Genomic DNA, 24,031 nt, shown 5'->3' with positions numbered 1-24,031 from the left:
AGGCATTTTGGCGGAAGATCACAGGAGTCGAACCTGCCCGGGAACGCTGGCGTCCCCAACTGGATTTGAAGTCCAGCCACCTCACCGGAGATGACGATCTTCCGCGCCTCGATTGCTACATGGAGGCGGGGCGCATTATAGCTACTTCCTGGGGTTTCCACACCCCCTCACTCACTTTTTTAACTTCCCTTTTATCTTGCCATGATCGGTTTCATATAAATCCTCAATAAATCCGGTAGTTACATTTCATCACATTTTTCGACGCTACCCCGATCACAGAAAACAAGAATCGTAATTTGATAACGAGATATCGGAATACCCGCGCTCACAGGGATGGTTTACAAGAACTGTAACCGGTATCAGGGCGTGTGAAAGTGCTAACAAGGATGCGTAATGAAAAGTGAGATTCTGTCTGTTAAAGAGAAGATTGGCTACGGGATGGGGGATGCGGCGAGCCACATCATCTTCGATAACGTCATGTTATATATGATGTTCTTCTATACCGATATTTTTGGTATTCCGGCCGGATTTGTCGGCACCATGTTTTTACTGGCGCGCGCGCTGGATGCCATCTCAGACCCTTGCATGGGGCTGCTGGCCGACCGTACCCGGTCGCGCTGGGGGAAATTCCGCCCGTGGGTGCTGTTTGGCGCGCTGCCGTTTGGCCTGGTTTGCGTGCTGGCCTACAGCACGCCGGACCTCAGTCTGAACGGTAAAATGATTTATGCTGCCATCACTTACACCCTGCTGACCCTGCTCTACACCGTGGTGAATATTCCCTACTGCGCGCTGGGCGGTGTGATCACCAATGACCCCACGCAGCGTATCTCCCTGCAATCATGGCGCTTCGTGCTGGCGACGGCGGGCGGCATGCTCTCCACCGTGCTGATGATGCCGCTGGTGGATCTGATTGGCGGCGAGGATAAAACGTTCGGCTTTCAGGGCGGGATTGCCGTGCTCTCGGTGGTGGCCTTCCTGATGCTGGCATTTTGCTTTTTCACCACCAAAGAACGCGTGGAAGCGCCGCCGAGCACCACCTCGATGCGTGAAGACCTGCGCGATATCTGGCAGAACGATCAATGGCGCATCGTCGGCCTGCTGACCATTCTCAACATCCTGGCCGTCTGCGTACGCGGCGGGGCGATGATGTATTACGTCACCTGGATTCTGGGCACGCCAGAAGTGTTTGTTGCCTTCCTTACCACCTATTGCGTCGGCAATCTTATCGGCTCTGCGCTGGCGAAGCCGCTCACCGACTGGAAATGCAAAGTCAGCGTCTTCTGGTGGACCAACGCCGCGCTGGCGGTTGTCAGTCTGGCGATGTTCTTCGTACCGATGCACGCCAACATCACCATGTTCGGCTTTATCTTTGTGATTGGCGTACTGCATCAGCTCGTGACGCCAATTCAGTGGGTCATGATGTCCGACACCGTTGATTACGGCGAGTGGTGCAACGGAAAGCGTCTGACGGGGATCAGCTTTGCGGGCACGCTGTTCGTACTCAAGCTGGGTCTGGCGCTTGGCGGGGCGATGATCGGCTGGATGCTGGCGGGCGGGGGATACGACGCCGCAGCGAAAACCCAGAACAGCGCCACTATTAGCATCATCATCGGGCTGTTCACCATTGTTCCGGCTATTTGCTACCTGCTAAGTGCCGTGATTGCCAAACGCTTCTATACCCTTAAAACCCCGTATCTGACTGAAATCATGAGCCAACTGGCTCAGGGGGCGCGCCGCAATCAGCAGGATTTTACGACGAAAGAATTACAGAACTAAGGAACCGACAATGAAAATTAGCGATGGAAACTGGCTGATTCAGCCCGGTCTGAACGTGATTAACCCGATTCAGGTGTTCGAGGTTGCACAGCAGGGCAATGAGATGATTGTCTACGTTGCGCCACGCGACGTGCGCGAACGTACCTGGCAACTGGATACCCCATTGTTTACCCTGCGCTTCTTCTCGCCGCAGGAAGGCGTGGTCGGTGTGCGTATGGAGCACTTCCAGGGGGCGCTGGATACCGGTCCGCATTACCCGCTAAATGTGCTGCAGGATGTGAAGGTCGAGATGCGCAACACCGCTGAATTTGCCGAACTGAAGAGCGGTAACCTGAGCGTGCGCGTAACCAAAGGGGAATTCTGGTCGCTGGATTTCCTGCGTAACGGCGAACGTATTACCGGCAGTCAGCTGAAAAATAACGGCTACGTGCAGGATACTCACAGCGGGCGTAACTATATGTTTGAGCGCCTGGATCTCGGTGTCGGGGAAACGGTATATGGTCTGGGCGAACGCTTTACCGCGCTGGTGCGTAACGGGCAAACGGTAGAAACCTGGAACCGCGACGGCGGCACCAGTACCGAGCAATCTTACAAGAACATCCCGTTCTATATCACTAACCGCGGCTACGGCGTACTGGTGAACCATCCGCAGTGCGTGTCGTTTGAAATCGGCTCTGAGAAAGTGTCGAAAGTGCAGTTCAGCGTGGAAAGCGAGTATCTGGAATATTTCGTCATCGACGGCCCAACGCCGAAGGACGTGTTGAACCGTTATACCCAATTCACTGGCCGTCCCGCGCTGCCGCCAGCCTGGTCGTTCGGCCTGTGGCTGACCACGTCGTTCACCACCAATTATGACGAAGCGACGGTCAACAGCTTTATCGACGGCATGGCCGAGCGCAATCTGCCGCTACACGTTTTTCACTTTGACTGCTTCTGGATGAAAGCCTTCCAGTGGTGCGACTTTGAGTGGGATCCGGTGACCTTCCCGGATCCGGAAGGCATGATCCGCCGTCTGAAAGAAAAAGGGCTGAAGGTCTGCGTGTGGATCAACCCGTATATCGGGCAAAAATCACCAATTTTCAAAGAGCTGAAAGAGAAAGGGTATCTGCTCAAACGTCCGGACGGCTCCCTGTGGCAATGGGATAAATGGCAGCCGGGCCTGGCGATTTATGACTTTACCAATCCCGAAGCCTGCGAGTGGTATGCCAACAAGCTGAAAGGCCTGGTGGACATCGGCGTTGATTGCTTCAAAACCGACTTTGGCGAACGCATTCCTACTGACGTTCAGTGGTTTGACGGTGCCGATCCGCAGAAAATGCATAACCATTATGCGTACATCTACAACGAACTGGTGTGGAACGTGCTGAAAGAGGCTGTCGGTGAAGAAGAGGCGGTGCTGTTTGCCCGTTCAGCCTCGGTCGGCGCGCAGCAGTTTCCGGTGCATTGGGGCGGCGATTGCTATGCCAACTATGAATCGATGGCCGAAAGCCTGCGCGGCGGGTTGTCCATTGGTCTGTCCGGCTTTGGCTTCTGGAGTCACGATATTGGCGGCTTTGAGAATACCGCCCCGGCGCACGTCTACAAGCGCTGGTGTGCGTTCGGGCTGCTCTCCAGCCACAGCCGTCTGCACGGTAGCAAATCCTACCGTGTGCCGTGGGCGTATGATGACGAATCCTGCGACGTGGTGCGCTATTTCACCGAGCAGAAATGCCGCATGATGCCGTACCTGTATCGCGAAGCGGCGCGCGCCAATGAGCTCGGAACGCCGATGATGCGCGCAATGATGCTGGAGTTCCCGGACGATCCGGCATGTGATTACCTCGACCGCCAGTACATGCTGGGCGATAGCGTGATGGTTGCGCCGGTGTTTAGCGAGGCGGGTGATGTGCAATTCTACCTGCCGGAAGGACGCTGGACGCATCTGTGGCGTAACGACGAGGTGGCGGGCAGCCGCTGGCATAAGCAGCAGCATGACTTCCTGAGCCTGCCAGTCTACGTGCGTGAGAACACCCTGCTGGCGTTGGGCAGCAATAACCAGAAGCCGGACTACGCCTGGCATGAAGGAACCGCGTTCCAGCTGTTCCATCTGCAGGAGGGCCGGGAAGCGGTGTGTGAAGTGCCTGCGATGGACGGCTCGGTTATCTTCACGCTGAAGGCGACGCGTGTAGGTAATACCATCACTGTGAAAGGGAATGGTGAGGCACGTAACTGGACGCTGTGCCTGCGTAATATTCAGAAAATTGGCGGCATTAAATGCGGGTCGCATATGGGCAGCGAGCTGGGTGTAGTTATTACTCCACAGGGCAGTGAGCTGACGATTACCTTGTAAGCATGTGTCGACGTGGTGCCGGATGCGTTTTATCCGGCCCACGCTGCGAGCAGCATTCCAGATCTGAAAATCCAAAACATCCTGAATTAAATTTTTATCTCTACATATTTGCGAGCGGTATCACTCTGATTCCCGCGAAAAATGTGATCTGCGCCGTAAATATCTCACTATTTCCTCTTTTTGTCTTATTTCTGTCCGGATTACTGGACACGATTTAGTATTGTTGGCGCATCGTAGTCCTCTTATATTTATCATCACGGATTACACGTGGAGCATAAATGCTTCTTTATAACCTAAATAATTCGAGTTGCAGGAAGGCGGCGACGCAGCGAATCCCCTGAGCGTACATAAGTACGTGACTGGGGTGAGCGAGGAAAGTCAACGCACATGCAGCTTGAAGTATGACGGGTATAGATATTTAATCTGGTATGTAATAAGGGTAAATAATGCAAATGATTACCTCGCGACAAAACAGATTATTAAAGTTTCTTCTGTCTAAGAAGGAATATGTCACGCTGCTGAAAATTGCCGAGTATTTATCTGTTTCAGAGAAAACTGTGCAGCGCGATCTGCGCTTACTGGAACCATGGTTATCAGAATGGAAAATAACCATCGATAAACGTGCTGGTGCTGGGGTGATATTAAGTTCCGATAATATTACCGACCTTTTATATATGGACCAGTTATTAGGATCGGAGGGTGATGATACTGACGGCATGATGAATAATTCACGGCGAGTCAAGATAGCCTCACAATTATTAAGCGAAACGCCGCATGAAACGTCGATCAGTAAATTATCCGAACGTTATTTCATTAGCAGCGCATCGATTGTTAACGATCTGAAAGTAATTGAATCCTGGATTACCCCACTGGGCCTGTCGTTGATTCGCAGTCAGAGCGGCACGCATATCGAAGGCAGCGAGAGCGGTGTACGCCAGGCGATGGCGTCGCTGATTAACGGCGTGATTAACCATAATGAACCTGGTAACGTGGTTTATTCACGCCTTGACCCGGGCAGTTATAAAGCCTTAGTGCATTACTTTGGCGAAGAAGATGTTTTATTTGTCCAGACGTTATTGCAGGAAATGGAGAACGACCTGTGCTGGTCTTTGGGCGAGCCTTATTACGTCAATATCTTTACCCATATTTTGATCATGATGTACCGCATCACGCGGGGCAATGCGCTGCCGAGAAAAGATGAAAATATCACCTCATGTGACGAGAATATTTTTTCCATTGCCAGCCGGATGATTCAACATATTGAAAAACGCATTGCCCACCCGCTACCGGAAGACGAAGTCTGGTTTATATATCAATACATTATCTCCTCCGGCGTGGTAATTGAAGAGCATAACGACGTGAGCGTGATTGGCCATATGCACTCCAGCGACGAAGCGCGTTTGATTACCCATCGGTTGATTGCCTCCTTTGCCGAGATGGTCGACAGCGATCTTAGCCAGGACACGGCGCTGTATGACGGATTGCTGATCCACATTAAGCCGCTGATTAACCGCCTGAACTACCAGATCCGCATTCGTAATCCGCTGCTGGAGGATATTAAAGGCGAGTTGCAGGACGTGTGGCGTCTGACCCAGTGCGCGGTGAATCGGGTGTTTAGCGGTTGGGGCGAGCGGCCCGTGTCGGAAGATGAGGTGGGATATTTAACCGTGCATTTTCAAGCCGCAATGGAGCGGCAGATAGCGCGTAAGCGCGTGCTGCTGGTCTGCTCAACCGGTATTGGCACCTCTCACTTACTCAAAAGCCGTATTCTGCGCGCCTTTCCGGACTGGACTATCGTCGGCGTAGTATCGGCAGGCAGCCTGCCCTCCGTACTGACGGACGATATTGAACTGGTGGTATCGACGATAAATTTACCTGCCGTTGCTATGCCGGTCGTGTATGTCACCGCCTTTTTCAATGATGCAGATATTAAGCGGGTAACAGAAACGGTTATTACGGAAAAATTACATCGGGCGACGTCGCTGGTCGTCGAAAATTAATGTCTGAACTCCATGAGGTATGATTGATGGACATCACGAAAATACTCAATACAAATCGCGTTATTTTGGACATGAAGGCCACAAACAAAACGGAGGCTATTGAGGAACTGACGGATATTCTGCAAAAAGATGGGGCAATTAGCTGTCGGGAAACGTTTATTCAGGATGTCTGGCAGCGTGAATCAGAAGGCTCGACCGGCTTCGAAAATCATATTGCGATCCCGCACGGGAAATCCTCGGCGGTGGTCAATACCACGCTGGCAATTGGGCGTACCCGCCAGGATATTCCCTGGGAAACCCTGGATGGTAGCAACGTGCGCTGCATCATTCTGTTTGCCGTACGCCTTGAGGATCAAAACACTACACATATTCGTCTGCTTTCGCAGGTTGCCGGCGCGTTGGCGGATGACGACATTATTGAACAACTGTTAGTCGAAAGCAGTCCACAGAAAATTATTGAGCTTTTTAGCCAATATGCTGAATCCAATGTCTGCTAATTAAAATGTGGAGCATGTTATGAATATTGTTTGTGTTGCCGCCTGTACGGCGGGTATTGCGCACACCTATATTGCTCGTGAGAAGCTAATTAAAGGTGCTAAAGCGCTTGGTCATAATATAAGAGTTGAAACCCAGGGAACTATCGGCACGGAAAACGAACTGCTGACAGAGGATATTTCTGCAGCTGATGTCGTGATTCTCGCTGTCGATGTTAAAATAAAAGGGGAGGAGCGATTTTCAAATAAACGTATTGTGCGAGTAAAAACCGAAATCGTCATAAAGTCGCCCATTCAGTTTCTTGAAAAGGTCGAAAAATCATTAGTTAACACCAACCAGTAGCGATCCTCATTCTGGAGGGATTTCACATGAGTGAAAATAAAATTCCGCTATCTCAGGAAATAAAGAGACATTTATTAACGGGAATTTCGTGGATGATCCCGTTAATTGTCGCCGCCGGGATCTGTATTGCTCTCGGGCAAATACTTGGCGGCACTAACGTGGGTGAAAAAACAGGAACCATACCCTGGATGCTCAACCAGATTGGCGGCTGGGGGATGGGGTTAATCGTACCGCTGATTAGTGCGGCGATTGCGTACTCCATTGCCGATCGTCCCGGATTTGCGCCGGGCCTGATTGTCGGCTTTGTTTGCGGCGAAATTCATACCGGTTTTATCGGCGGGATGCTGGGCGGGTTTCTGGTCGGATATACCGTCCTGCTACTTAAGCGCTATATCCGTTTGCCACAGTCGATGCAAGGGCTGATGCCCATCATGGTGTTGCCGGTACTGAGTACCGTCATTGGCGGCCTGTTGATGATGACGCTGATTGGCAAGCCGATAGCCTGGCTGCAGGACGCGTTGATTCATCTGCTGGAGTCCATGCAGGGCGGATCCCGCTTCCTGATGGGCGCTATCCTCGGTGCGATGGCGACATTCGACTTCGGCGGACCGGTGAATAAAACCATGTCGCTGTTTGCTGACGGCATGCTGGTCAGCGGTGTGTACGGTCCGGAAGCAGTGAAGTTTGTTGGCTCGATGATCCCTCCGTTCGGCATTACGCTCTCTTTCCTGCTGACGCGTCACAAATACACCCGTGCGGAGCGCGAGGCGCTGAAAGCGGCATTCCCGATGGGGATCTGCATGATTACCGAAGGGGTCATTCCGATTGCAGCGCGCGACCTGTTGCGCGTGGTGGGCTCCTGCGTGGTGGCCTCGGCGATTGCGGGCGGCCTGATTATGGTGTGGGGTGTCGAAAGCCCGGTACCGCACGGCGGCATGTTTGTGGTCCCGCTCTTTACGCATCCGCTGCTGTTTTGCCTGGCGCTGGGGATCGGCGCAGTGATTTGCGGTGTCATGTTGTCGCTGTGGAAGAAACCGGTGACCGAGCGTGACGAAGAGTTTGATGAACTCAGCGATCAAAAACTGAAAGACGAAGAGATCACCTTCACCCTGGAATAACCGGAGGCCGTATGTTTGCCGATATGAAAAGCATGGTGACGAAAGCCTGGCGCGAGCAGTACGCGCTGCTGGCCATCAACTGTATGAACCTGGAAAGCGCCCGCGCGGCGGTTCGGGTGGCAGAGAAACACCGTGCGCCCATCATTCTGAATCTGTATCAGGGGCATCTGGAGCATTTTCCGGCCCCGATAGCCGCTGCGGTCGTCAAAACGCTGGCAGAGGAAGCCTCGGTACCGGTCGCGCTGGCGCTGGATCATGGAAAGGATCCTGTACGCATTCGTCAGGCTTTTCGCGCCGGATTCAGCGGGCTAATGATCGATGCCTCCGCCTTTGCGCTGGAGGAGAATATTCGCCAGACCCGTGCAGTGGTTGAGCTCGCAGCCAGCGTTTCTCTGTGCGTGGAAGGTGAGCTGGGCCATCTGGCAGATGCTCCGCGCTATGACCATGCCGCTAACGCTGATTTGATGACTCAGGCCGCCGACGTGGAACCCTTTATCCAACAGACCGGGATCGATTTGCTGGCGGTGTCGGTGGGTACAGCGCACGGCATGTACGCGCCGGGCGTTACGCCAGCCATTGATTTCCAGCGGCTGGAGGAAATTGCCCGGTTATCTACGGTACCTCTGGCGCTGCATGGTGGCAGCGGGACGCCGTTTGATCAGCTACAGCGCTGTCCGATGTTTGGCGTCGCCAAGATAAACGTTGGCGCAGCGGTTTTCGAAGCCGGAAAGGCTGCGCTGCTGCATACCCTGTGTCGTGACACATCCGGTGAACTTGTTGATGCCCTGACCCTGATGGAGCAGGCCTGCGAGGAAGCCATTATTCCGTATCTACAGGCCAGCGGCGCTATCGGCAAAGCCTGATTCATTTTCTGTAACGCCTTCTATGCCTCTGCGATGACGCACTGGCAGGGCTTTCTACACCCTGAAACTGGAGAATTAACATGTTAGTTTCGATGAAAGAATTACTGCAACCTACCCGTCAGCACGGCTTTGCCATCGGCGCATTCAACGTGGCGGACAGCTGCTTTGTACGTGCAGTTGTGGAAGAAGCGGAAGCGACCAACACCCCGGCGATTATCTCCATTCACCCCAGCGAACATGATTTTGTCGGCGATGCGTTTTTTAGCTACGTCCGTGATATCACGATGCGTAGCCCAGTGCCGTTTACTCTGCATCTGGACCACGGTGCTTCGGTTGAGCATGTTCTGCGGGCGATTCAGTGTGGGTTTACCTCGGTGATGATTGATGGCTCGCTGCTGCCGTATGAAGAGAACGTGGCGCTGACCCGCGAAGTGGTCAAGCTGGCGCATGCGGTAGGTGTTTCTGTGGAAGGGGAGTTGGGTACGATTGGTCAGACCGGGACGTCAGTGGAAGGCGGCGTGTCGAAGGTTACTTATACCGATCCTGCTCAGGCAGAGGATTTTATCGCCCGAACCGGTGCAGACACGCTGGCGGTGGCGATTGGAACCGCGCACGGGATCTACCCGAAAGGGATGCAGCCAGAGCTGCAAATGAACATCCTGCGCGACATCGCCGGGCGTGTGGATATTCCGCTGGTGCTGCACGGTGGTTCCGCGAACCCGGATGCGGAAATTGCCGAATCCGTGACGCTGGGTGTTGGCAAAATCAACATTTCCAGCGATATGAAATACGCCTACTTCCAGAAAGTCCGCGAAATCCTGGCGAAAGAAACCTGGTGGGACCCGAACGTAATCTACCCAGAAGCCATTAGCGCCGCGCGGGACGTGATCCGCCACAAAATGAAATTGTTCGGTTCAACCGGCAAAGCATCACTTTACTAACGGCATGCAGGCGGGGCGACCCGCCTCTTTCGCAACAAGGAAAAGTGGAATGAAGCGTTCACATATTAATTATGCCGTCGATAAAGCGCATGCCATTGCCGAGACTTTTCGGGTCTGTCTGCCTGATTTTGCATATTTTACGATCGATGCCTGGCGACAACAGGATCAATCTCTGTGGCGTGAAGTGTGCGATCTCCAGCTGGGCTGGGATATTACCGACTTTGGGCGTGGAGATTTTGCGCAAACGGGACTGACGTTACTGACGTTGCGCAATGGTCTGCCTGGCTCAGCTAATTACCCCAAACCGTACGCCGAAAAGATGCTGCAAATTCAGCAGGATCAGCAAACACCATGGCATTTTCATCGCCATAAAATGGAAGATATCGTGAATCGCGGCGGCGGTGATTTATGTATGCAGCTGGCATGGGCCACGCCTGATGACGGGTATGACGCACGGCGTATTGTTGAAGTTAGCGTCGATGGTCAGCGGCGTACCGTTGACGCTGGCGAGACGCTGGTATTGAAACCGGGACAGGGGGTGTGCCTGCCGCCGCGCTTGTATCATCGCTTTTGGGCGGAGAAGGCGTTCGTGCTGGGCTGGGAAATCTCGATGGTCAATGACGACCTGCATGACAACCACTTTCTGGAACCTGGCGGTCGCTTCCCGGCGATTGAAGAGGATGAGCCGGTGAAGTGGCTGTTGTGCAGTGAATATATTCGTTTATGAGCGTGAGTAGGCCCGGTAAGCGAAGCGCCACCGGGCAATAAATTATTGCGCAGGTGGTGGTGCTGTGACTTCACTCCCTGAAACCACGCCCGCCTGCATGGTCTGCGTGACCTGCTGTTTCTCCACGTTCACCGCATGCAGTTGGCCGCTGACCGTTGGCTTGAGCGGCGCATCGGCCTGAATATTGCCGCTGGCGGTAAGCTGAATATTACCATCGCCGGAAAGCGGCAGTGCGGGCCAGCCCCACTGCTGCAGGATCGTCATTGGCACGCCACGCCCGTTCAGGCTGATCTGAGCCTGGCGCTGAGGCAACTGCGAAATGCTGGCGGTGGCCTCCAGCAGCCCTTTTTCCGTATAGGCGCTCAGTTCGCTGATATTGATGGTGCTGTTGTTCGCCGTCAGCGCCAGCGAAGGACGACGTACATCCGTGCGGTTAAAGGTAGCAGCAGCGGCGTTGAGGGTGGCGCTCCCGCTCCAGATCCCCCACTGATTATTCTGTACCAGCCCGAGGTTAGCGCCGTAACCGTCAAGCGCGGTGAGCTGCCACGGGAAACTCGGGTCGATATCAATTACCAGATTGCGGCTGGCGCTGAATTTCTTCAGCGTCAGGCTGTTTAGCCAGACAGGTAGGGGGTTCATCCACAGCTGTTTCCAGTTTTCCGGCAGCGTGTATTCCAGACCGGCGATGGCGGCATCATCGAGGACCAGCGCTTTGTTGTTGCGCAGCCAATTACCCGACGTTCTGACCATACCGTCTTCCCAGCGGGTGGTGAACTGGCGCAGCGCAATACCTTGCGGCGAGAATTCAGCGTTCAGAATCGGATCGAAGAAGTGCAACGAGCCGTAGATAAACTCGCTGGCGTTCATCGACAATTTTCCTTCCTGAGTTTGCCAGTCGTCCTTGCTGAAGGTCATGTTGCGCAAGCTCAGATCGAGATCCGTCACCGCCCAGTCGGGGCCTTGCAGACGGGCATCCGTTACTTCCAGACGACCAATTTGCAGGGAAGGAATGGTGCTTAACGGGGCAAAAAAGTCGGCCAGTGATTTGTCGCTTTGCAGCCGGATATCGTTCAGGCGCAGATTCTCCACTACCCAGCTCCCGTCGGCATTGCGTTGCGCTACGCCGGTTAATGCTCCACGCGCCACGTCTGCGCCAATATTGCTAAGCGTCACCCGGTCATGGTCAATGCTGCCTTCAATCAAGACGTTGGTGGTCGGGACATCGTTGAGCGTCAACGAACTGGCGCTGAGCTGAATTTGCGCTTTGCTGCCGAGAATTTTACCTGCCTCAGGGCTCCAGGGAATGATGCCACCGTTAACGCGCTGGGCGCTGAGGTTCCACTCGCTGCCGGGGCTGTTAAGCGCCATATCCTGCAACTGCAGGCGATCGGCCTGGAATGGCAATGGCGCGGTTTGCTGGGAAAGATTCAGCGTGCCGTTTTGCAACAAAATGGTGTCTACGTGCAGCGGGTCTGTGATTTGGCGGCTACTGAGTCCAATATCGACCGTTTTGGCGACCAGCGTGGCGGGCTGACCATCCCGGCCAAAGGTGACGTTTTCCAGCAGAATATGGGAAGGGGAAGAAAACCGGTGATCGATGGCATCAAAGGCCAGATGGTAGCTGCTGTTCTGTGAAACCCAGGCGCTGACGTGCTCTGCGCCCCAACGGGTTTGCAGTAGAAAATAAAGGCCGAGGATCGCCACTGCAAGGGCGATCAGCACGTAAAGAAGCAGCTTTCCAATAAATTTCATGGTCTTCCATCCCGCGAAGTGCACATAGTCAAGTTATGCACGATTTAGGCGCAATGCTCAAGGCGGGAATGGTGAAAGAGCGTTACAGCGGCGTTGATTCAGAACCAACGCCGCATTTTGCTTATTGCTTCTCCGGCGGGAAAATCAGGTTCAGAACGATAGCGGTAATACCGCCTGCGGCAATGCCGGAAGAGAGCAGGTTTTTCACCCAGTCCGGGGCGAACTGCAGGATCAGCGGTTGCTGGGAGACGCCGAGACCAACAGCCAGCGACAGCGCGATAATCAAAATCGCGCGACGGTTCAGCGGCTCGCGGGACACGATACGCACGCCGGATGCGGCGATAGTACCGAACATTACCAGCGTTGCCCCGCCGAGTACTGGCTCAGGAATATGCTGTACAAAACCGCTGACCGCCGGGAACAGGCCCAGCGCGATCAACATCAACGCCACCATAAAACCGACGTAGCGGCTGGCAACACCCGTTAACTGAATAACCCCGTTGTTCTGTCCAAAACAGGAGTTCGGGAAGGTGTTGAACACAGCGGAAACAAACGAGTTCAGACCGTTCGCCAGCACGCCGCCTTTCAGGCGTTTCATATACAGCGGACCAGAAACCGGCTGCTCGGAGACATCAGAGGTGGCCGTAATATCGCCGATGGTTTCCAGCGAGGTGATCATAAAGACCAGCATCAGCGGCAGCAGTAAACTCCAGTCGATACCCAGGCCATAATAGAGCGGCGTCGGCACCATCAGCAGATCCTGACTAACCGGCGCGGTATTTTGCGGCAGCATGTCCATAAACCAGGCCAGCAGATAACCCGCCGCCATTGCAATCACCAGTGACGCAACGCGCAGGTACGGGTTGCGCTGGCGGTTAAGCAGGATAATCAGCGCCAGCACGACACCAGCCAGCATCAAATTCTTCGGCGCGCCAAAGGTGTTGTCGCTCATTGCCGCGTAACCGCCGCCAATCGACGTCAGGCCCACCTGAATCAGTGACAGGCCGATGATCATCACCACCACGCCTGAAACCAGTGGGGTGATAATACGGCGCGCCAGATGCAGTACGCGTGAGATAACCATCTCGGTGCAGCTTGCCAGCATCAACGTACCGAACAGCGCCGCCATCATGGTTGGGACATCTGCGCCACCGGTTTTTAGCGCCGTACCGCCCATAATCAGTGGCGCAACAAAGTTAAAGCTGGTGCCCTGAATGGATAGCAGCCCTGAGCCTACCGGCCCCCAGGCTTTGATCTGGATGATAGAAGCTACGCCGGAGGCGAACAGCGACATACTGATAATGTGTTGAGTATCCTGAGCCGGTAAACCGAGCGCCTGGCAAATTAACAGAGCGGGAGTAATTACCGCGACGAACATGGCCAGCAGATGCTGACAGGCGGCAAACAAGGTCTGGGCTAGCGGGGGGCGATCTTCAAGACGGTAAATCAGTTCACTGTTGTGAGTCTGCGCAACCGGTTGCGCATTTGTTGACTCTACGGCGTTAACGGACATCAGAGGCAATCCCATGGTGGAAAAGCGGTGATTTTATCTGACCAGGGCAGAAAAGCAAACGTTTGCTAGCAGGTATTCTTAATATTTAAAACGGATAAACAAACATTTTTATATAACTTTTCATCATTTTCTGCTTAAAATCCACCCCGAAAACTCAATAAGAGCTAAAAATCGGTCTGGAATGCATCGTGCGTGATTGTGCTAAACGCACTAATGGAGCTGTAAATGTTTTATCTCGATACGTTATCAACGCTGGTTGCGGCAACCCTTGTGTTGCTGCTGGGACGTAAGCTCGTCCAGTCTGTTTCCTTCCTGAAAAAATACACCATTCCCGAACCCGTAGCGGGCGGCCTGCTGGTGGCGATTGCGCTGCTGGTGCTGAAAAAAAGCATGGGTTGGGAAGTTAACTTCGATATGACCCTGCGTGATCCGTTGATGCTGGCCTTCTTCGCCACTATCGGTCTGAACGCCAATATCGCAAGTTTGCGTGCTGGCGGCCGCGTGGTGGGTATTTTTCTGATTGTGGTTGTTGGCCTGCTGCTTATGCAAAACGCCATCGGTATTGGTATGGCGACCCTGCTGGGTCTGGACCCGCTGATGGGCCTGATTGCTGGCTCGATCACCCTCTCTGGTGGACACGGAACCGGGGCCGCATGGAGCAAGCTGTTTATTGAACGTTACGGCTTCACCAATGCGACTGAAGTGGCGATGGCTTGCGCAACGTTTGGTCTGGTATTGGGCGGCTTGATTGGTGGTCCTGTTGCGCGCTATCTGGTCAAACACTCCACCACGCCAGATGGCATGCCGGACGATCAGGCCGTGCCGACCGCATTTGAAAAGCCGGACGTCGGGCGCATGATCACCTCGCTGGTGCTGATTGAAACCATCGCGTTGATCGCTATCTGCCTGACGGTGGGGAAAATCGTTGCGCAAATGTTGGTCGGAACGGTGCTGGAGCTGCCGACCTTCGTCTGCGTGCTGTTTGTTGGGGTGATCCTCAGTAACGGTCTGGCATTACTGGGCTTTTATCGGGTGTTCGAGCGTGCGGTTTCGGTGCTGGGTAACGTGAGTTTATCGTTGTTCCTGGCGATGGCGCTGATGAGCCTGAAGCTGTGGGAGCTGGCTTCACTGGCCCTGCCGATGCTGGCAATTCTGGTTGTGCAGACCATTTTCATGGCGCTGTACGCGATATTCGTCACCTGGCGCATGATGGGTAAGAACTACGATGCCGCCGTGCTGGCAGCCGGGCATTGTGGTTTTGGCCTCGGCGCGACGCCAACGGCGATTGCCAACATGCAGGCAATTACCGAACGTTTTGGACCATCCCATATGGCGTTTCTGGTGGTGCCGATGGTGGGCGCGTTCTTTATCGATATCGTCAACGCGCTGGTGATTAAGCTGTATCTGCTGTTACCGATTTTTGCGCAATAACGGCTGTGCGGCGGGGTAACATCCGCCGCCGCTATGAATCGACTATGCGTTGGAGTAGCGTTCGGTTTCCGGCATCCAGCGCTCAATCAGCGCCACCGCCTGCTGCGGGTAACGTTCATGAATATGGCGGGCAATGCGCTGAACTTCCGGGATAATCGCCTGATCACGCAGTAAATCTGCGACCTTGAATTCTGCCGTTCCGGTCTGCCGAGTACCTAACAGCTCGCCGGGGCCGCGGATCTCTAAATCTTTTTGCGCAATAACGAATCCGTCGTTGCTGTCGCGCAGAACCTGCAGGCGTTTTTGCGCAGTTTTTGACAGCGGTGATTTGTAGAGCAGGACGCAGTGGGAGGCCACCGCGCCACGACCTACGCGGCCACGTAGCTGATGCAGCTGGGCCAGGCCCAGGCGCTCCGGGTTTTCAATAATCATCAGGCTGGCGTTTGGCACGTCCACGCCCACTTCAATCACCGTGGTGGCAACCAGCAGATGCAGTTCACCCTGCTTAAAGGCCGCCATTATTGACTGCTTCTCGGCGGGCTTCATACGGCCGTGTACCAGGCCAATATTGAGTTCTGGCAGCGCAATTTTAAGCTCTTCCCACGTCGCTTCTGCTGCCTGAGCTTCTAACAGATCAGACTCTTCAATCAGCGTACAGACCCAGTATGCCTGGCGCGCTTCGTGGGTACAGGCGTTGCGCACGCGATCAATGATGTCGCTGCGGCGGGTATCCGGAATCGCCACCGTGGTGACCGGGGTGCGTCCCGGTGGGAGTTCATCAATTACTGAGGTGTCGAGATCGGCATAGGCGGTCATCGCCAGGGTGCGCGGAATCGGCGTGGCGGTCATGATGAGCTGGTGCGGGTGGAAACCCTGCTGCTGACCTTTTTCCCACAGCGCCAGACGTTGATGCACCCCGAAGCGGTGCTGTTCGTCGATGATAACCAGTGCCAGACCGTTGAACTGAACCTGTTCCTGGAAAATTGCATGAGTACCGACAATCATCTGCACCTGACCGCTGGCGATAGCTTCCTGCTGCGCCTGGCGCGCTTTGCCTTTCTGTTTACCTGCCAGCCAGCCTACTTCAACGCCCAGCGGCGCGAACCAGTTACGGAAGTTATTCGCATGCTGTTCAGCCAGCAGTTCGGTGGGAGCCATTAGCGCTACCTGCTTACCATGTGCGATAGCGCGCAGGGCGGCTAACGCCGCAACCAGCGTTTTACCGGAGCCGACATCGCCCTGTACCAGGCGCATCATTGGGACATCCAGTGCCATATCACGTTCGATCTCAGCGGTAACGCGGGTTTGTGCGCCGGTCGGTTTAAATGGTAGCGCCGCCAACAGCTTATCTTTCAGCGCATTGTTTGCGCTCAGCGGCTGGGCATGAAAACGCTGCGCCCCGGCGCGTAATGCCAGCATGCTGAGGTTATGTGCGAGCAGTTCTTCGAGAATCAGACGTCGCTGCGCCGGATGTTGTCCGGTTTCCAGATCGCTGAGTTGCAGCGACGGTGGGGGGCGGTGCAACGTGCGCAGTGCTTCGGGCAGGCTCATCATGCCCTGTAACAGCTCTGGTAGCAGCAGTTCGGCAATGGCGCAAGTATCGAGCAGATCCAGTGCCTGATCGGTCAGCTTGCGCAGCGTGGCCTGCTTCACGCCTTCGGTTGTCGGGTAAACCGGAGTGAGAGTTTCCTGCAATTCCGGCGTGCTGAGATCGCCCTGCACGCGGTATTCCGGGTGGATCATCTCTGCGCCGTATTTCCCGCGTTTGGCTTCGCCATAGGCCAGTACCCGACGCCCGGTGGCGAGACTGTTTTTCATTGCTGCGCTGAAATTGAAAAAGCGCATGGTGAGAATGCCGGAACCATCGCTGATCTGACAGGTCATCATCCGGCGACCGCCGAAGGTGATATTGCAGTTCAGCACTTCGCCTTCAACGGTGGCATAGACGCCCGGTAGCAGCTCGCCGATAGGGTAAAGATGAGTACGGTCTTCGTAACGCAGGGGGAGGTGTAGCAGGAGGTCCTGTACGGTGTGCAGGCCAATTTTCGCCAGTTTACTGCTTTGCGCTGCGCCAACGCCGGTCAGAGAGTTGAGTGGGATGGCATCCAGTAAACGGCCTTTCATCGCGTTTATCTCGCAGACTGCATAGTGGCCCACCACGTTGCATCGGCTTCAATTTCGCCCTGCGTGTTTACGTGAGGGTAGGGAAGGCCTTTGCGCTTAGCGACATTCGCCAGCACAGGATAACCGCCTTCAAACAGTAAGCGCTGTTGCTCGTCTTGTGGCAGCATGCTGTTTTCTCGTCGGTACATCCCAGCGTTTTGCCGCTGGCGTTGTGCTTCGTACAGAATCAGCGCGGAGGCGACCGAAACGTTCAACGACTGCACCATGCCAGTCATAGGAATGATGATATCCTGATCCGCCAGATCCAACGCTTCCTGAGTGATGCCGGTTTTCTCCTGGCCCATCAGGATGCAGGTGGGGCGTGTGTAATCAATCTCGCGAAAATCCACGGCTTTATCTGACAGATGAGTTGCCAGAACCTGCATGCCGCGGTTTTTTAAATGTGTGACCGCATCGCCAATAGTAAGGTGAGTTTTCACCTGCACCCAACTGTTGCTGCCTGCGGCAGAAGAGGCCATGGTGCGCATACGACTACCCGGCCAGACGGCGTGGACTTCATGCACGCCGACCGCATCTGCAGTACGAATGATAGCGGAAACGTTATGAGGCTTGTGGACCTCTTCCATGCAGACGGTCAGATCGGGCTGACGACGTGCGAGCATTTCGCGGATACGTGCATAGCGCTGTTCATTCATAAAACTAGTTACGGTTACGGGTGACTTTTATCACGTCCGGCATGACGCGGATTTTGCGCATGATATTTGCCAGGTGTACGCGATCGCGAGCGGTCAAGCGAATAAAGGCGCTATAGACGCGACCATCTTTCTCTTCCGTATTCAGACTTTGAATATTGGAGGTGGTCGTGTTAATTGCCGCCGTCAGGTTCGCCAGAGCACCCTGGTGGTTAAACATATCCACCTTAATCTCGGTGATGAATTCCTGCTCTGTTTCTTTATCCCATTCCACCGCCATAAATTTCTCTGGCTCTTTCTGGTAGCCACGAATATTACGGCAGGACTCATGGTGGATCACCAGACCTTTACCCGGACTGACGTGGGCAATGATGGGATCGCCTGGAATTGGACGGCAGCATTTCGCGAAGGTGATCAGCACGCCGTCTGCGCCTTTGATCGGCAGATGGCCATGGCCAGATTGCGCTGGCACGTTTGCCGTTGCTTCGCCCTGCTGGAGGTTTTTCGCAACCACCACGCTCATGGCGTTACCCAGACCGATTTCTGCGAGCAGATCGTCAAGCGTGGCGAGCTTCATGCGCTCAAGCTCACGCTGGATGCTCTCTGGCGGGATCTCAGCCAGTTTACGGCTACCGCCCAGTGCATGGTTGAGCAGTCGACGACCCAGACTCACGGAATCATCGCGCTTGAGGTTTTTCAGCAACTGGCGAATTTTGGCGCGCGCTTTCGAACTGACGACGAAGTTGAGCCATGCTGCATTCGGGCGCGCACCCGGGGCGGTAATAATCTCAACTGTCTGACCGCTAAAGAGCGGTTGTGAAAGCGGGTAAGGCTGTCTGTCGACGCGCGCGCCGACGCAGGCGTGACCGATATCGGTATGCACGGCGTAGGCGAAGTCGACAGGCGTTGCACCGGCAGGCAGTTCAACAATGCGCCCTTCCGGTGTGAAAACATAAATCTCATCCGGGAAGAGATCAGATTTGACGCTTTCAATAAATTCAAATGAGCTACCGGCGCTCTGCTGCAGTTCCAGCAGGCTTTGCATCCAGCGCTGAGCGCGGATTTGTGCGGTGGTGCTGCTTTCGCCGCCGTGTTCTTTGTAAGCCCAGTGCGCTGCGACACCCATCTCTGCCATCTGGTCCATGTCTTCAGTACGAATCTGTACTTCAACCGGAACGCCGTGAGGGCCGATCATTGAGGTGTGCAAAGACTGATATCCGTTCGCTTTTGGAATGGCGATATAGTCTTTCACGCGACCAGGACGTGGTTTGTACAGGCTATGCATCTGGCCGAGTACGCGATAGCAGGTATCGGAATCATGAACGATAACGCGAAAAGCGTAGATATCCATGATGGAGTGAAAACGCTGCTCTTTGAGCACCATTTTGCAGTAGATAGAGTACAGGTGCTTCTCACGCCCACTTACGCGACACGGAATGCCTGCCTCCTGCAAACGCCCTTCGATTTCCGAGAGGATTTTTTGGATCATCTCTTTACGGTTGCCGCGAGCGGCTTTAACCACTTCTTTAATCACGCGATAGCGGTTCGGGTACAGTGCTTCAAAACCCAGCTCTTCCAGCTCGGTTTTAATGTGATGAATACCTAAACGGTGTGCCAGCGGACTATAGATTTCGAGGGTTTCACGGGCGATGCGGCGACGCTTGTCCGGGCGTAATGAGCCCAGCGTGCGCATATTGTGGGTACGGTCAGCAAGTTTGATGAGAATGACGCGGATATCCTGCACCATCGCCATAATCATCTTGCGAAAGTTTTCAGCTTGCGCCTCTTTCTTATCGCGAAACTTAAGCTTATCAAGCTTCGATACCCCCTCTACCAGCTCTGCAACGCTTTTACCAAAAAGCTGTTCCATGTCCTGGTAGGTGGCTGGGGTATCTTCAATCACGTCATGCAGCAGCGCGGCCATCAGCGTTTCGTAGTCGAGTTTCATCTCGGCCAGAATGCAGGCTACCGCTACCGGGTGCGTGATATAGGGTTCACCGCTTGAACGTGTCTGGCCCTCGTGAGCGTCACGTGCAACGAGATACGCCTGCCGAAGACGCTTAATCTGGTCTTCCGGCAGGTAGTTTTGAATCAGTTGATTCAGGCTTTCAAACAGATACAAGGGCGACCCGCTTTGTGATTAACGACGACCTTCAGCAATAGCGGTAACGGCTTGTAATTCAGCGGCTTCCTGCTCTTGCTGTTCCTGGCGCTCACGCACGTCGAGGATCTGGTTGTTGATCAGACCTTCTTCGATTTCGCGCAGCGCGATAACGGTAGTTTTATCGTTTTCTTCCGGTACGAGCGGATCCTTTCCGCCTACCTGCATCTGACGAGCGCGACGCGCGGCGACCAGTACCAGGTCAAAACGGTTACCAATTTTCTCTACAGCGTCCTGAACAGTTACGCGTGCCATACTTAAAATGCTCCACAGGTGAAGAAATGACTGGGCATGATACTGAATGTGGGTTCAGTCTGCCAACAGTTTGCTGATTAAAGCGTCATGACGCTGCTTTTGGCGGCTCATGCGCAGACGTTCGGCGCGAATGATGGTTTTCAAATCGCCCAGGGCGGTATCGAAATCATCGTTCACAATAAGATAATCATATTCGGCGTAATGGCTCATTTCTGCAACAGCTTGCGCCATACGTTTTGCTATCACGTCTTCGCTATCCTGACCGCGGCCACGCAGACGGCGATCCAACTCAATCTTAGATGGCGGCAAAATAAAAATACTGCGCGCATGCGGCATTTTTTGACGAATTTGCTGCGCACCTTGCCAGTCGATATCTAAAAAGACGTCTACGCCGGATGCCAATACTTGCTCAATGGTTTCACGTGAGGTGCCGTAGTAATTACCGAAAACCTCCGCGTGTTCCAGGAACGCGTCTCTGCCAATCATGGTTCTGAATTCATCATGGTTCACAAAGAAATAGTGTTCACCGTGCACTTCCCCCGGGCGCGGTGCGCGCGTGGTGTGCGAAACAGAAACCTGGGTGTCATACAACGGTTGGGTCTTTAATAAAGCCTGAATCAGGCTGGATTTACCCGCGCCACTGGGGGCAGAAACAATATAAAGCGTGCCTTGAGCCATGAGTATCTTAATGTATGTGATTGTCGAAAGAGAGCCTACATACGGGCTTATTATACACGTAGCCGCTTTGCTACGTAGCCTTTGTCACACTTTTTGCGCATGTTTATTGCGTTTTGCGTACCAGTTTCCTGTTTTATCCGCGATTTGCAGCAATACGTGCAAATGTCAGGAATGCTGCCTGCAGAGTGAATATTTGCCGCTCTGCTTCCCTTTCACTTCGCGCTATATCTGCCGGGAAATGCAGTGTTCAGCGGAGGTAGCATGGGAGCATGGAAATGCATAGGGCTGGTTTTGCTGGTCTGGAATTTACCTGTATGGGCGGTTTGCCCCGTCTGGTCGCCTGCCCGGGCAAATGAGGAAATTTCACGACTACAGCAGCAGATAACACAGTGGAATGACAGTTACTGGAAACAGGGTGAAAGTGCCGTAGACGACGGCGTTTATGACCAGCTCAATGCGCAACTCATCCAATGGCAACGTTGTTTTGGCGATGAAGCCAAAACAGATCTGTCTGCGCCCCCAATAAGTGGCACCGTCTCGCACCCTGTTCCCCATACGGGAGTTCGAAAACTTGCCGATAAGCAAGCGCTACAGCAATGGATGAAAGCCCGCAGCGATCTCTGGGTACAGCCGAAGGTGGATGGCGTGGCGGTGACGCTGGTTTATCGCAATGGCAATTTGGTCCGGGCGATTAGCCGTGGTAACGGCCTGAAAGGTGAAGACTGGACGCAAAAGGTTCTTCAGATCCCTTCCGTACCCCATATCACCAAGGGACAGCTCGCTAACAGTACGCTGCAGGGTGAGATATTTTTGCAGCAGGAAGGGCATATCCAACAGCAGAGAGGGGGAATGAACGCCCGTTCAAAAGTTGCTGGAATGATGATGCGCCAGAGCAATCCGGAAATGTTACGCTCGCTGGCTATTTTTATCTGGGCGTGGCCCGATGGACCGGCTGCCATGTCGGAAAGACTGGAACAACTCACTGCTACCGGTTTCAGTTTTACGCAACATTTTACCAGGGCCGTGAAGAGTGCAGATGATGTCGAGCAAGCACGCGCCAGTTGGTGGAGTTCAGCATTACCTTTTGTGACGGATGGCGTAGTTGTGCGAACGGGAAAAGAGCCGCAGGCGCGATACTGGCTCCCTGGACAGGGAGACTGGCTGGCAGCGTGGAAATATCCTCCCGTGGCCATAGTGTCTGAGGTGACGGGTATTCAGTTCTCTGTTGGCAAAAGCGGGAAAATTGCCGTTGTTGCTATGTTGAAGCCCGTCATGCTGGATGATAAGCGGGTGCAGCGCGTCAATATTGGCTCTGTCCGACGCTGGAATGAATGGGATATTGCACCTGGCGATCAGATTCTGATAAGCCTTGCCGGGCAGGGGATCCCCCGTATAGACGAAGTCGTCTGGCGCAGTACTCAACGTACTAAGCCAACGCCACCTGAGGGTCGCTTCAATTCATTAACCTGTTTTTATGCTACCCCGGAGTGTTATGCGCAGTTTGTCGCAAGGCTGGTCTGGCTGGGGGCCAAAGAGGTGCTGGGGCTGGAGGGCATCGGCGAGGCGGGATGGCGGGAGCTCCACCAGGCGTATCGCTTTGAGCATATCTTTTCCTGGCTCGGGCTAACTCAGGAACAACTACAATCCACATTTGGTGTAAGCAAAGGGGAGAAGTTATGGCATCAATTCAACCTGTCACGCGATCTTCCGTTCACGCGCTGGGTGATTGCCATGGGAATACCGTTAACACAGGCAACGCTGAATGCCTGCAGGGATGGTTCGTGGCAGCAATTGCAAGAACGCGATGAACAAAGCTGGCGGCAGCTTCCTTTCATGGGGGAGCGGCGGGCTCGGCAGGTGATGCAGTGGCTGAAGAATCGGGAGATCACCGCGCTGAGCAACTGGTTAGCTGCTCAGCGGATCACGGGCTTTATGCCTTAATGCCCTTCATGACGATAGTAAAACACCGGCAGTCCTAACTTCAGGCGCAGCGCCAGTAGTCGGGCGGTAAAGCCGAAAAGCAGGGTGGAGATAACTACTACATCGTGGCTGGAGACATAATGCTGCAGCACGATGTACAGCACGGCAGCGGCAAATGATACGCCGGCATACAGTTCTTTCTGGAACACCAGCGGGATGCGTTTACAGAACATATCGCGTAATACGCCGCCGAAAACCCCGGTAGTGACCGCAGCGACCACGGCGATAATCGGACCATGGCCCATATCCAGCGCCACCTGAGCGCCAATAATAGAAAAGACCACCAGGCCCAGCGCATCCAGGACGAGGAAGATTTTACGCAGGTAGGGCATGACAGGAGCAATAATGGTGGTCAGTACCGCAGCGGTCGCCACGATAATGACGTATTCAGGGTGCTTTACCCAGCCGAGCGGATAATGCCCGAGAAGAATATCGCGTACTGAACCACCGCCAATGGCTGTCGCGGTGGCAATGATAATGACGCCAAATGTATCCATACGACGACGCCCAGCCGCAAGCGCACCGGTCATGGCTTCGGCAGTAATACCAATTAAGTATAAAACGTGTAACAGCATGTATTCCCCCTGATTTGCTGGGGGCTAAGGTTAACGATTAGTGCGCATTGTCACGATTGAGATTTTCTAAGGTGAAGTGATTTTAATAACTACAGCTAATGCGAAATTGTTGTAAACACGTTATGGCATGCGCTTTGTGATATGGGTGGTGATGATAAATGATGAGAAAATATAATTCTGGTCGCATAGATGAGAACTGAAGCGTCGGGAAAGGCACGTAGCGCCGCCGTTTATTGACGGGCTACGTGAGATGGTGACTTACTCGATATTGAATCTGTT

The 24,031-nt window shown here is 54.0% G+C and carries 19 protein-coding genes and 1 tRNA gene; 11 read left to right on the top strand and 9 right to left on the bottom strand.

Annotation, left to right across the window (positions count from 1 at the left end; genetic code table 11):
* Positions 1–8: 8 nt before the first annotated feature.
* Positions 9–103, bottom strand: a tRNA-Sec gene (locus JTI85_RS00850).
* Between the two features lie 290 nt (positions 104–393).
* On the opposite strand from JTI85_RS00850, the gene JTI85_RS00845 reads away from it, so the two are divergent.
* From JTI85_RS00845 to JTI85_RS00805, 9 genes are all read left to right on the top strand, one after another.
* Positions 394–1,776 (top strand): glycoside-pentoside-hexuronide family transporter, encoded by a 1,383-nt coding sequence (locus JTI85_RS00845; RefSeq protein ID WP_219352002.1) that lies wholly within the window; start codon positions 394–396, stop codon positions 1,774–1,776.
* Between the two features lie 10 nt (positions 1,777–1,786).
* Positions 1,787–4,105, top strand: a complete 2,319-nt coding sequence (gene yicI / locus JTI85_RS00840) for an alpha-xylosidase (protein WP_219352001.1) — start codon at positions 1,787–1,789, stop codon at positions 4,103–4,105.
* A 446-nt stretch (positions 4,106–4,551) separates the two neighbouring features.
* Positions 4,552–6,105 carry a transcription antiterminator gene (locus JTI85_RS00835; RefSeq protein WP_003024005.1) on the top strand — a complete coding sequence of 518 codons (1,554 nt, stop codon included), beginning with the start codon at positions 4,552–4,554 and terminating at the stop codon, positions 6,103–6,105.
* A 26-nt stretch (positions 6,106–6,131) separates the two neighbouring features.
* On the top strand, positions 6,132–6,602 hold the full coding sequence (locus tag JTI85_RS00830) for a PTS sugar transporter subunit IIA (RefSeq protein ID WP_003024008.1): 471 nt from the start codon (positions 6,132–6,134) through the stop codon (positions 6,600–6,602).
* 19 nt (positions 6,603–6,621) lie between these two features.
* Positions 6,622–6,942, top strand: coding sequence for a PTS fructose transporter subunit IIB (locus JTI85_RS00825; RefSeq protein ID WP_142879132.1), 321 nt, complete (start codon positions 6,622–6,624; stop codon positions 6,940–6,942).
* A 26-nt stretch (positions 6,943–6,968) separates the two neighbouring features.
* Positions 6,969–8,060 (top strand): PTS fructose transporter subunit IIC, encoded by a 1,092-nt coding sequence (locus JTI85_RS00820; protein ID WP_219352000.1) that lies wholly within the window; start codon positions 6,969–6,971, stop codon positions 8,058–8,060.
* Positions 8,061–8,071: 11 nt separating this feature from the next.
* Positions 8,072–8,923, top strand: a complete 852-nt coding sequence (locus JTI85_RS00815) for a class II fructose-bisphosphate aldolase (RefSeq protein WP_142879130.1) — start codon at positions 8,072–8,074, stop codon at positions 8,921–8,923.
* An 80-nt stretch (positions 8,924–9,003) separates the two neighbouring features.
* Complete coding sequence (locus tag JTI85_RS00810; protein ID WP_003827236.1) at positions 9,004–9,864, top strand: ketose-bisphosphate aldolase; 861 nt, start codon at positions 9,004–9,006, stop codon at positions 9,862–9,864.
* Between the two features lie 49 nt (positions 9,865–9,913).
* Positions 9,914–10,591: a D-lyxose/D-mannose family sugar isomerase gene (locus tag JTI85_RS00805; RefSeq protein ID WP_137346526.1), complete on the top strand. Its 678-nt coding sequence runs from the start codon at positions 9,914–9,916 to the stop codon at positions 10,589–10,591.
* Positions 10,592–10,633: 42 nt separating this feature from the next.
* Here JTI85_RS00805 and JTI85_RS00800 read toward each other — a convergent pair whose 3' ends face one another.
* Together JTI85_RS00800 and xanP are read right to left on the bottom strand one after the other, a co-directional pair.
* Positions 10,634–12,343, bottom strand: a complete 1,710-nt coding sequence (locus JTI85_RS00800) for an AsmA family protein (protein WP_219351999.1) — start codon at positions 12,341–12,343, stop codon at positions 10,634–10,636.
* Between the two features lie 121 nt (positions 12,344–12,464).
* Entirely contained in the window at positions 12,465–13,856 is a 1,392-nt protein-coding gene (gene xanP / locus JTI85_RS00795) for a xanthine/proton symporter XanP (RefSeq protein ID WP_219351998.1), read from the bottom strand.
* A gap of 225 nt (positions 13,857–14,081) precedes the next feature.
* Between xanP and gltS the strand changes: the two genes are divergently transcribed.
* A complete protein-coding gene (gltS, locus tag JTI85_RS00790) occupies positions 14,082–15,287 on the top strand; it encodes a sodium/glutamate symporter (protein WP_003024029.1) in 1,206 nt (401 codons plus the stop codon).
* 42 nt (positions 15,288–15,329) lie between these two features.
* On the opposite strand, the gene recG is transcribed toward gltS, so the two are convergent.
* Genes recG through gmk form a run of 5 tightly spaced genes read right to left on the bottom strand, consistent with a single transcriptional unit; the run spans position 15,330 to position 21,197 of the window.
* Complete coding sequence (gene recG, locus JTI85_RS00785; protein ID WP_219351997.1) at positions 15,330–17,411, bottom strand: ATP-dependent DNA helicase RecG; 2,082 nt, start codon at positions 17,409–17,411, stop codon at positions 15,330–15,332.
* 5 nt (positions 17,412–17,416) lie between these two features.
* Positions 17,417–18,106 carry a tRNA (guanosine(18)-2'-O)-methyltransferase TrmH gene (gene trmH / locus JTI85_RS00780; RefSeq protein WP_003837594.1) on the bottom strand — a complete coding sequence of 230 codons (690 nt, stop codon included), beginning with the start codon at positions 18,104–18,106 and terminating at the stop codon, positions 17,417–17,419.
* Between the two features lie 4 nt (positions 18,107–18,110).
* A complete protein-coding gene (gene spoT, locus JTI85_RS00775) occupies positions 18,111–20,225 on the bottom strand; it encodes a bifunctional GTP diphosphokinase/guanosine-3',5'-bis pyrophosphate 3'-pyrophosphohydrolase (RefSeq protein WP_003024038.1) in 2,115 nt (704 codons plus the stop codon).
* Positions 20,226–20,243: 18 nt separating this feature from the next.
* Positions 20,244–20,519, bottom strand: a complete 276-nt coding sequence (rpoZ, locus tag JTI85_RS00770; RefSeq protein ID WP_000135058.1) for a DNA-directed RNA polymerase subunit omega — start codon at positions 20,517–20,519, stop codon at positions 20,244–20,246.
* Positions 20,520–20,573: 54 nt separating this feature from the next.
* Positions 20,574–21,197, bottom strand: coding sequence for a guanylate kinase (gene gmk / locus JTI85_RS00765; RefSeq protein ID WP_019078035.1), 624 nt, complete (start codon positions 21,195–21,197; stop codon positions 20,574–20,576).
* A gap of 261 nt (positions 21,198–21,458) precedes the next feature.
* Between gmk and ligB the strand changes: the two genes are divergently transcribed.
* Positions 21,459–23,138, top strand: coding sequence for an NAD-dependent DNA ligase LigB (gene ligB, locus JTI85_RS00760; RefSeq protein WP_219351996.1), 1,680 nt, complete (start codon positions 21,459–21,461; stop codon positions 23,136–23,138).
* Here the strand turns inward: ligB and JTI85_RS00755 are convergent.
* A complete protein-coding gene (locus JTI85_RS00755; RefSeq protein ID WP_003024049.1) occupies positions 23,135–23,752 on the bottom strand; it encodes a trimeric intracellular cation channel family protein in 618 nt (205 codons plus the stop codon). The genes ligB and JTI85_RS00755 overlap by 4 nt on opposite strands.
* Positions 23,753–24,031: the final 279 nt, after the last annotated feature.

It is taken from the genome of Citrobacter sp. Colony219, from assembly GCF_019382635.1.
Classification (GTDB): Bacteria; Pseudomonadota; Gammaproteobacteria; order Enterobacterales; family Enterobacteriaceae; genus Citrobacter; species Citrobacter youngae.
The sequence above is the reverse complement of the archived record's forward strand: the minus strand, read 5'-3'. Positions and strand labels throughout refer to the sequence as shown.

What these genes read in the sequence shown, in the direction of transcription:
- JTI85_RS00845 (WP_219352002.1), top strand. Translation starts at nt 394, where the DNA reads ATGAAAAGTGAGATTCTGTCTGTTAAAGAGAAGATTGGCTACGGGATG.
- yicI (WP_219352001.1), top strand. Translation starts at nt 1,787, where the DNA reads ATGAAAATTAGCGATGGAAACTGGCTGATTCAGCCCGGTCTGAACGTG.
- JTI85_RS00835 (WP_003024005.1), top strand. Translation starts at nt 4,552, where the DNA reads ATGCAAATGATTACCTCGCGACAAAACAGATTATTAAAGTTTCTTCTG.
- JTI85_RS00830 (WP_003024008.1), top strand. Translation starts at nt 6,132, where the DNA reads ATGGACATCACGAAAATACTCAATACAAATCGCGTTATTTTGGACATG.
- JTI85_RS00825 (WP_142879132.1), top strand. Translation starts at nt 6,622, where the DNA reads ATGAATATTGTTTGTGTTGCCGCCTGTACGGCGGGTATTGCGCACACC.
- JTI85_RS00820 (WP_219352000.1), top strand. Translation starts at nt 6,969, where the DNA reads ATGAGTGAAAATAAAATTCCGCTATCTCAGGAAATAAAGAGACATTTA.
- JTI85_RS00815 (WP_142879130.1), top strand. Translation starts at nt 8,072, where the DNA reads ATGTTTGCCGATATGAAAAGCATGGTGACGAAAGCCTGGCGCGAGCAG.
- JTI85_RS00810 (WP_003827236.1), top strand. Translation starts at nt 9,004, where the DNA reads ATGTTAGTTTCGATGAAAGAATTACTGCAACCTACCCGTCAGCACGGC.
- JTI85_RS00805 (WP_137346526.1), top strand. Translation starts at nt 9,914, where the DNA reads ATGAAGCGTTCACATATTAATTATGCCGTCGATAAAGCGCATGCCATT.
- JTI85_RS00800 (WP_219351999.1), bottom strand. Translation starts at nt 12,343, where the DNA reads ATGAAATTTATTGGAAAGCTGCTTCTTTACGTGCTGATCGCCCTTGCA.
- xanP (WP_219351998.1), bottom strand. Translation starts at nt 13,856, where the DNA reads ATGTCCGTTAACGCCGTAGAGTCAACAAATGCGCAACCGGTTGCGCAG.
- gltS (WP_003024029.1), top strand. Translation starts at nt 14,082, where the DNA reads ATGTTTTATCTCGATACGTTATCAACGCTGGTTGCGGCAACCCTTGTG.
- recG (WP_219351997.1), bottom strand. Translation starts at nt 17,411, where the DNA reads ATGAAAGGCCGTTTACTGGATGCCATCCCACTCAACTCTCTGACCGGC.
- trmH (WP_003837594.1), bottom strand. Translation starts at nt 18,106, where the DNA reads ATGAATGAACAGCGCTATGCACGTATCCGCGAAATGCTCGCACGTCGT.
- rpoZ (WP_000135058.1), bottom strand. Translation starts at nt 20,519, where the DNA reads ATGGCACGCGTAACTGTTCAGGACGCTGTAGAGAAAATTGGTAACCGT.
- gmk (WP_019078035.1), bottom strand. Translation starts at nt 21,197, where the DNA reads ATGGCTCAAGGCACGCTTTATATTGTTTCTGCCCCCAGTGGCGCGGGT.
- ligB (WP_219351996.1), top strand. Translation starts at nt 21,459, where the DNA reads ATGGGAGCATGGAAATGCATAGGGCTGGTTTTGCTGGTCTGGAATTTA.
- JTI85_RS00755 (WP_003024049.1), bottom strand. Translation starts at nt 23,752, where the DNA reads ATGCTGTTACACGTTTTATACTTAATTGGTATTACTGCCGAAGCCATG.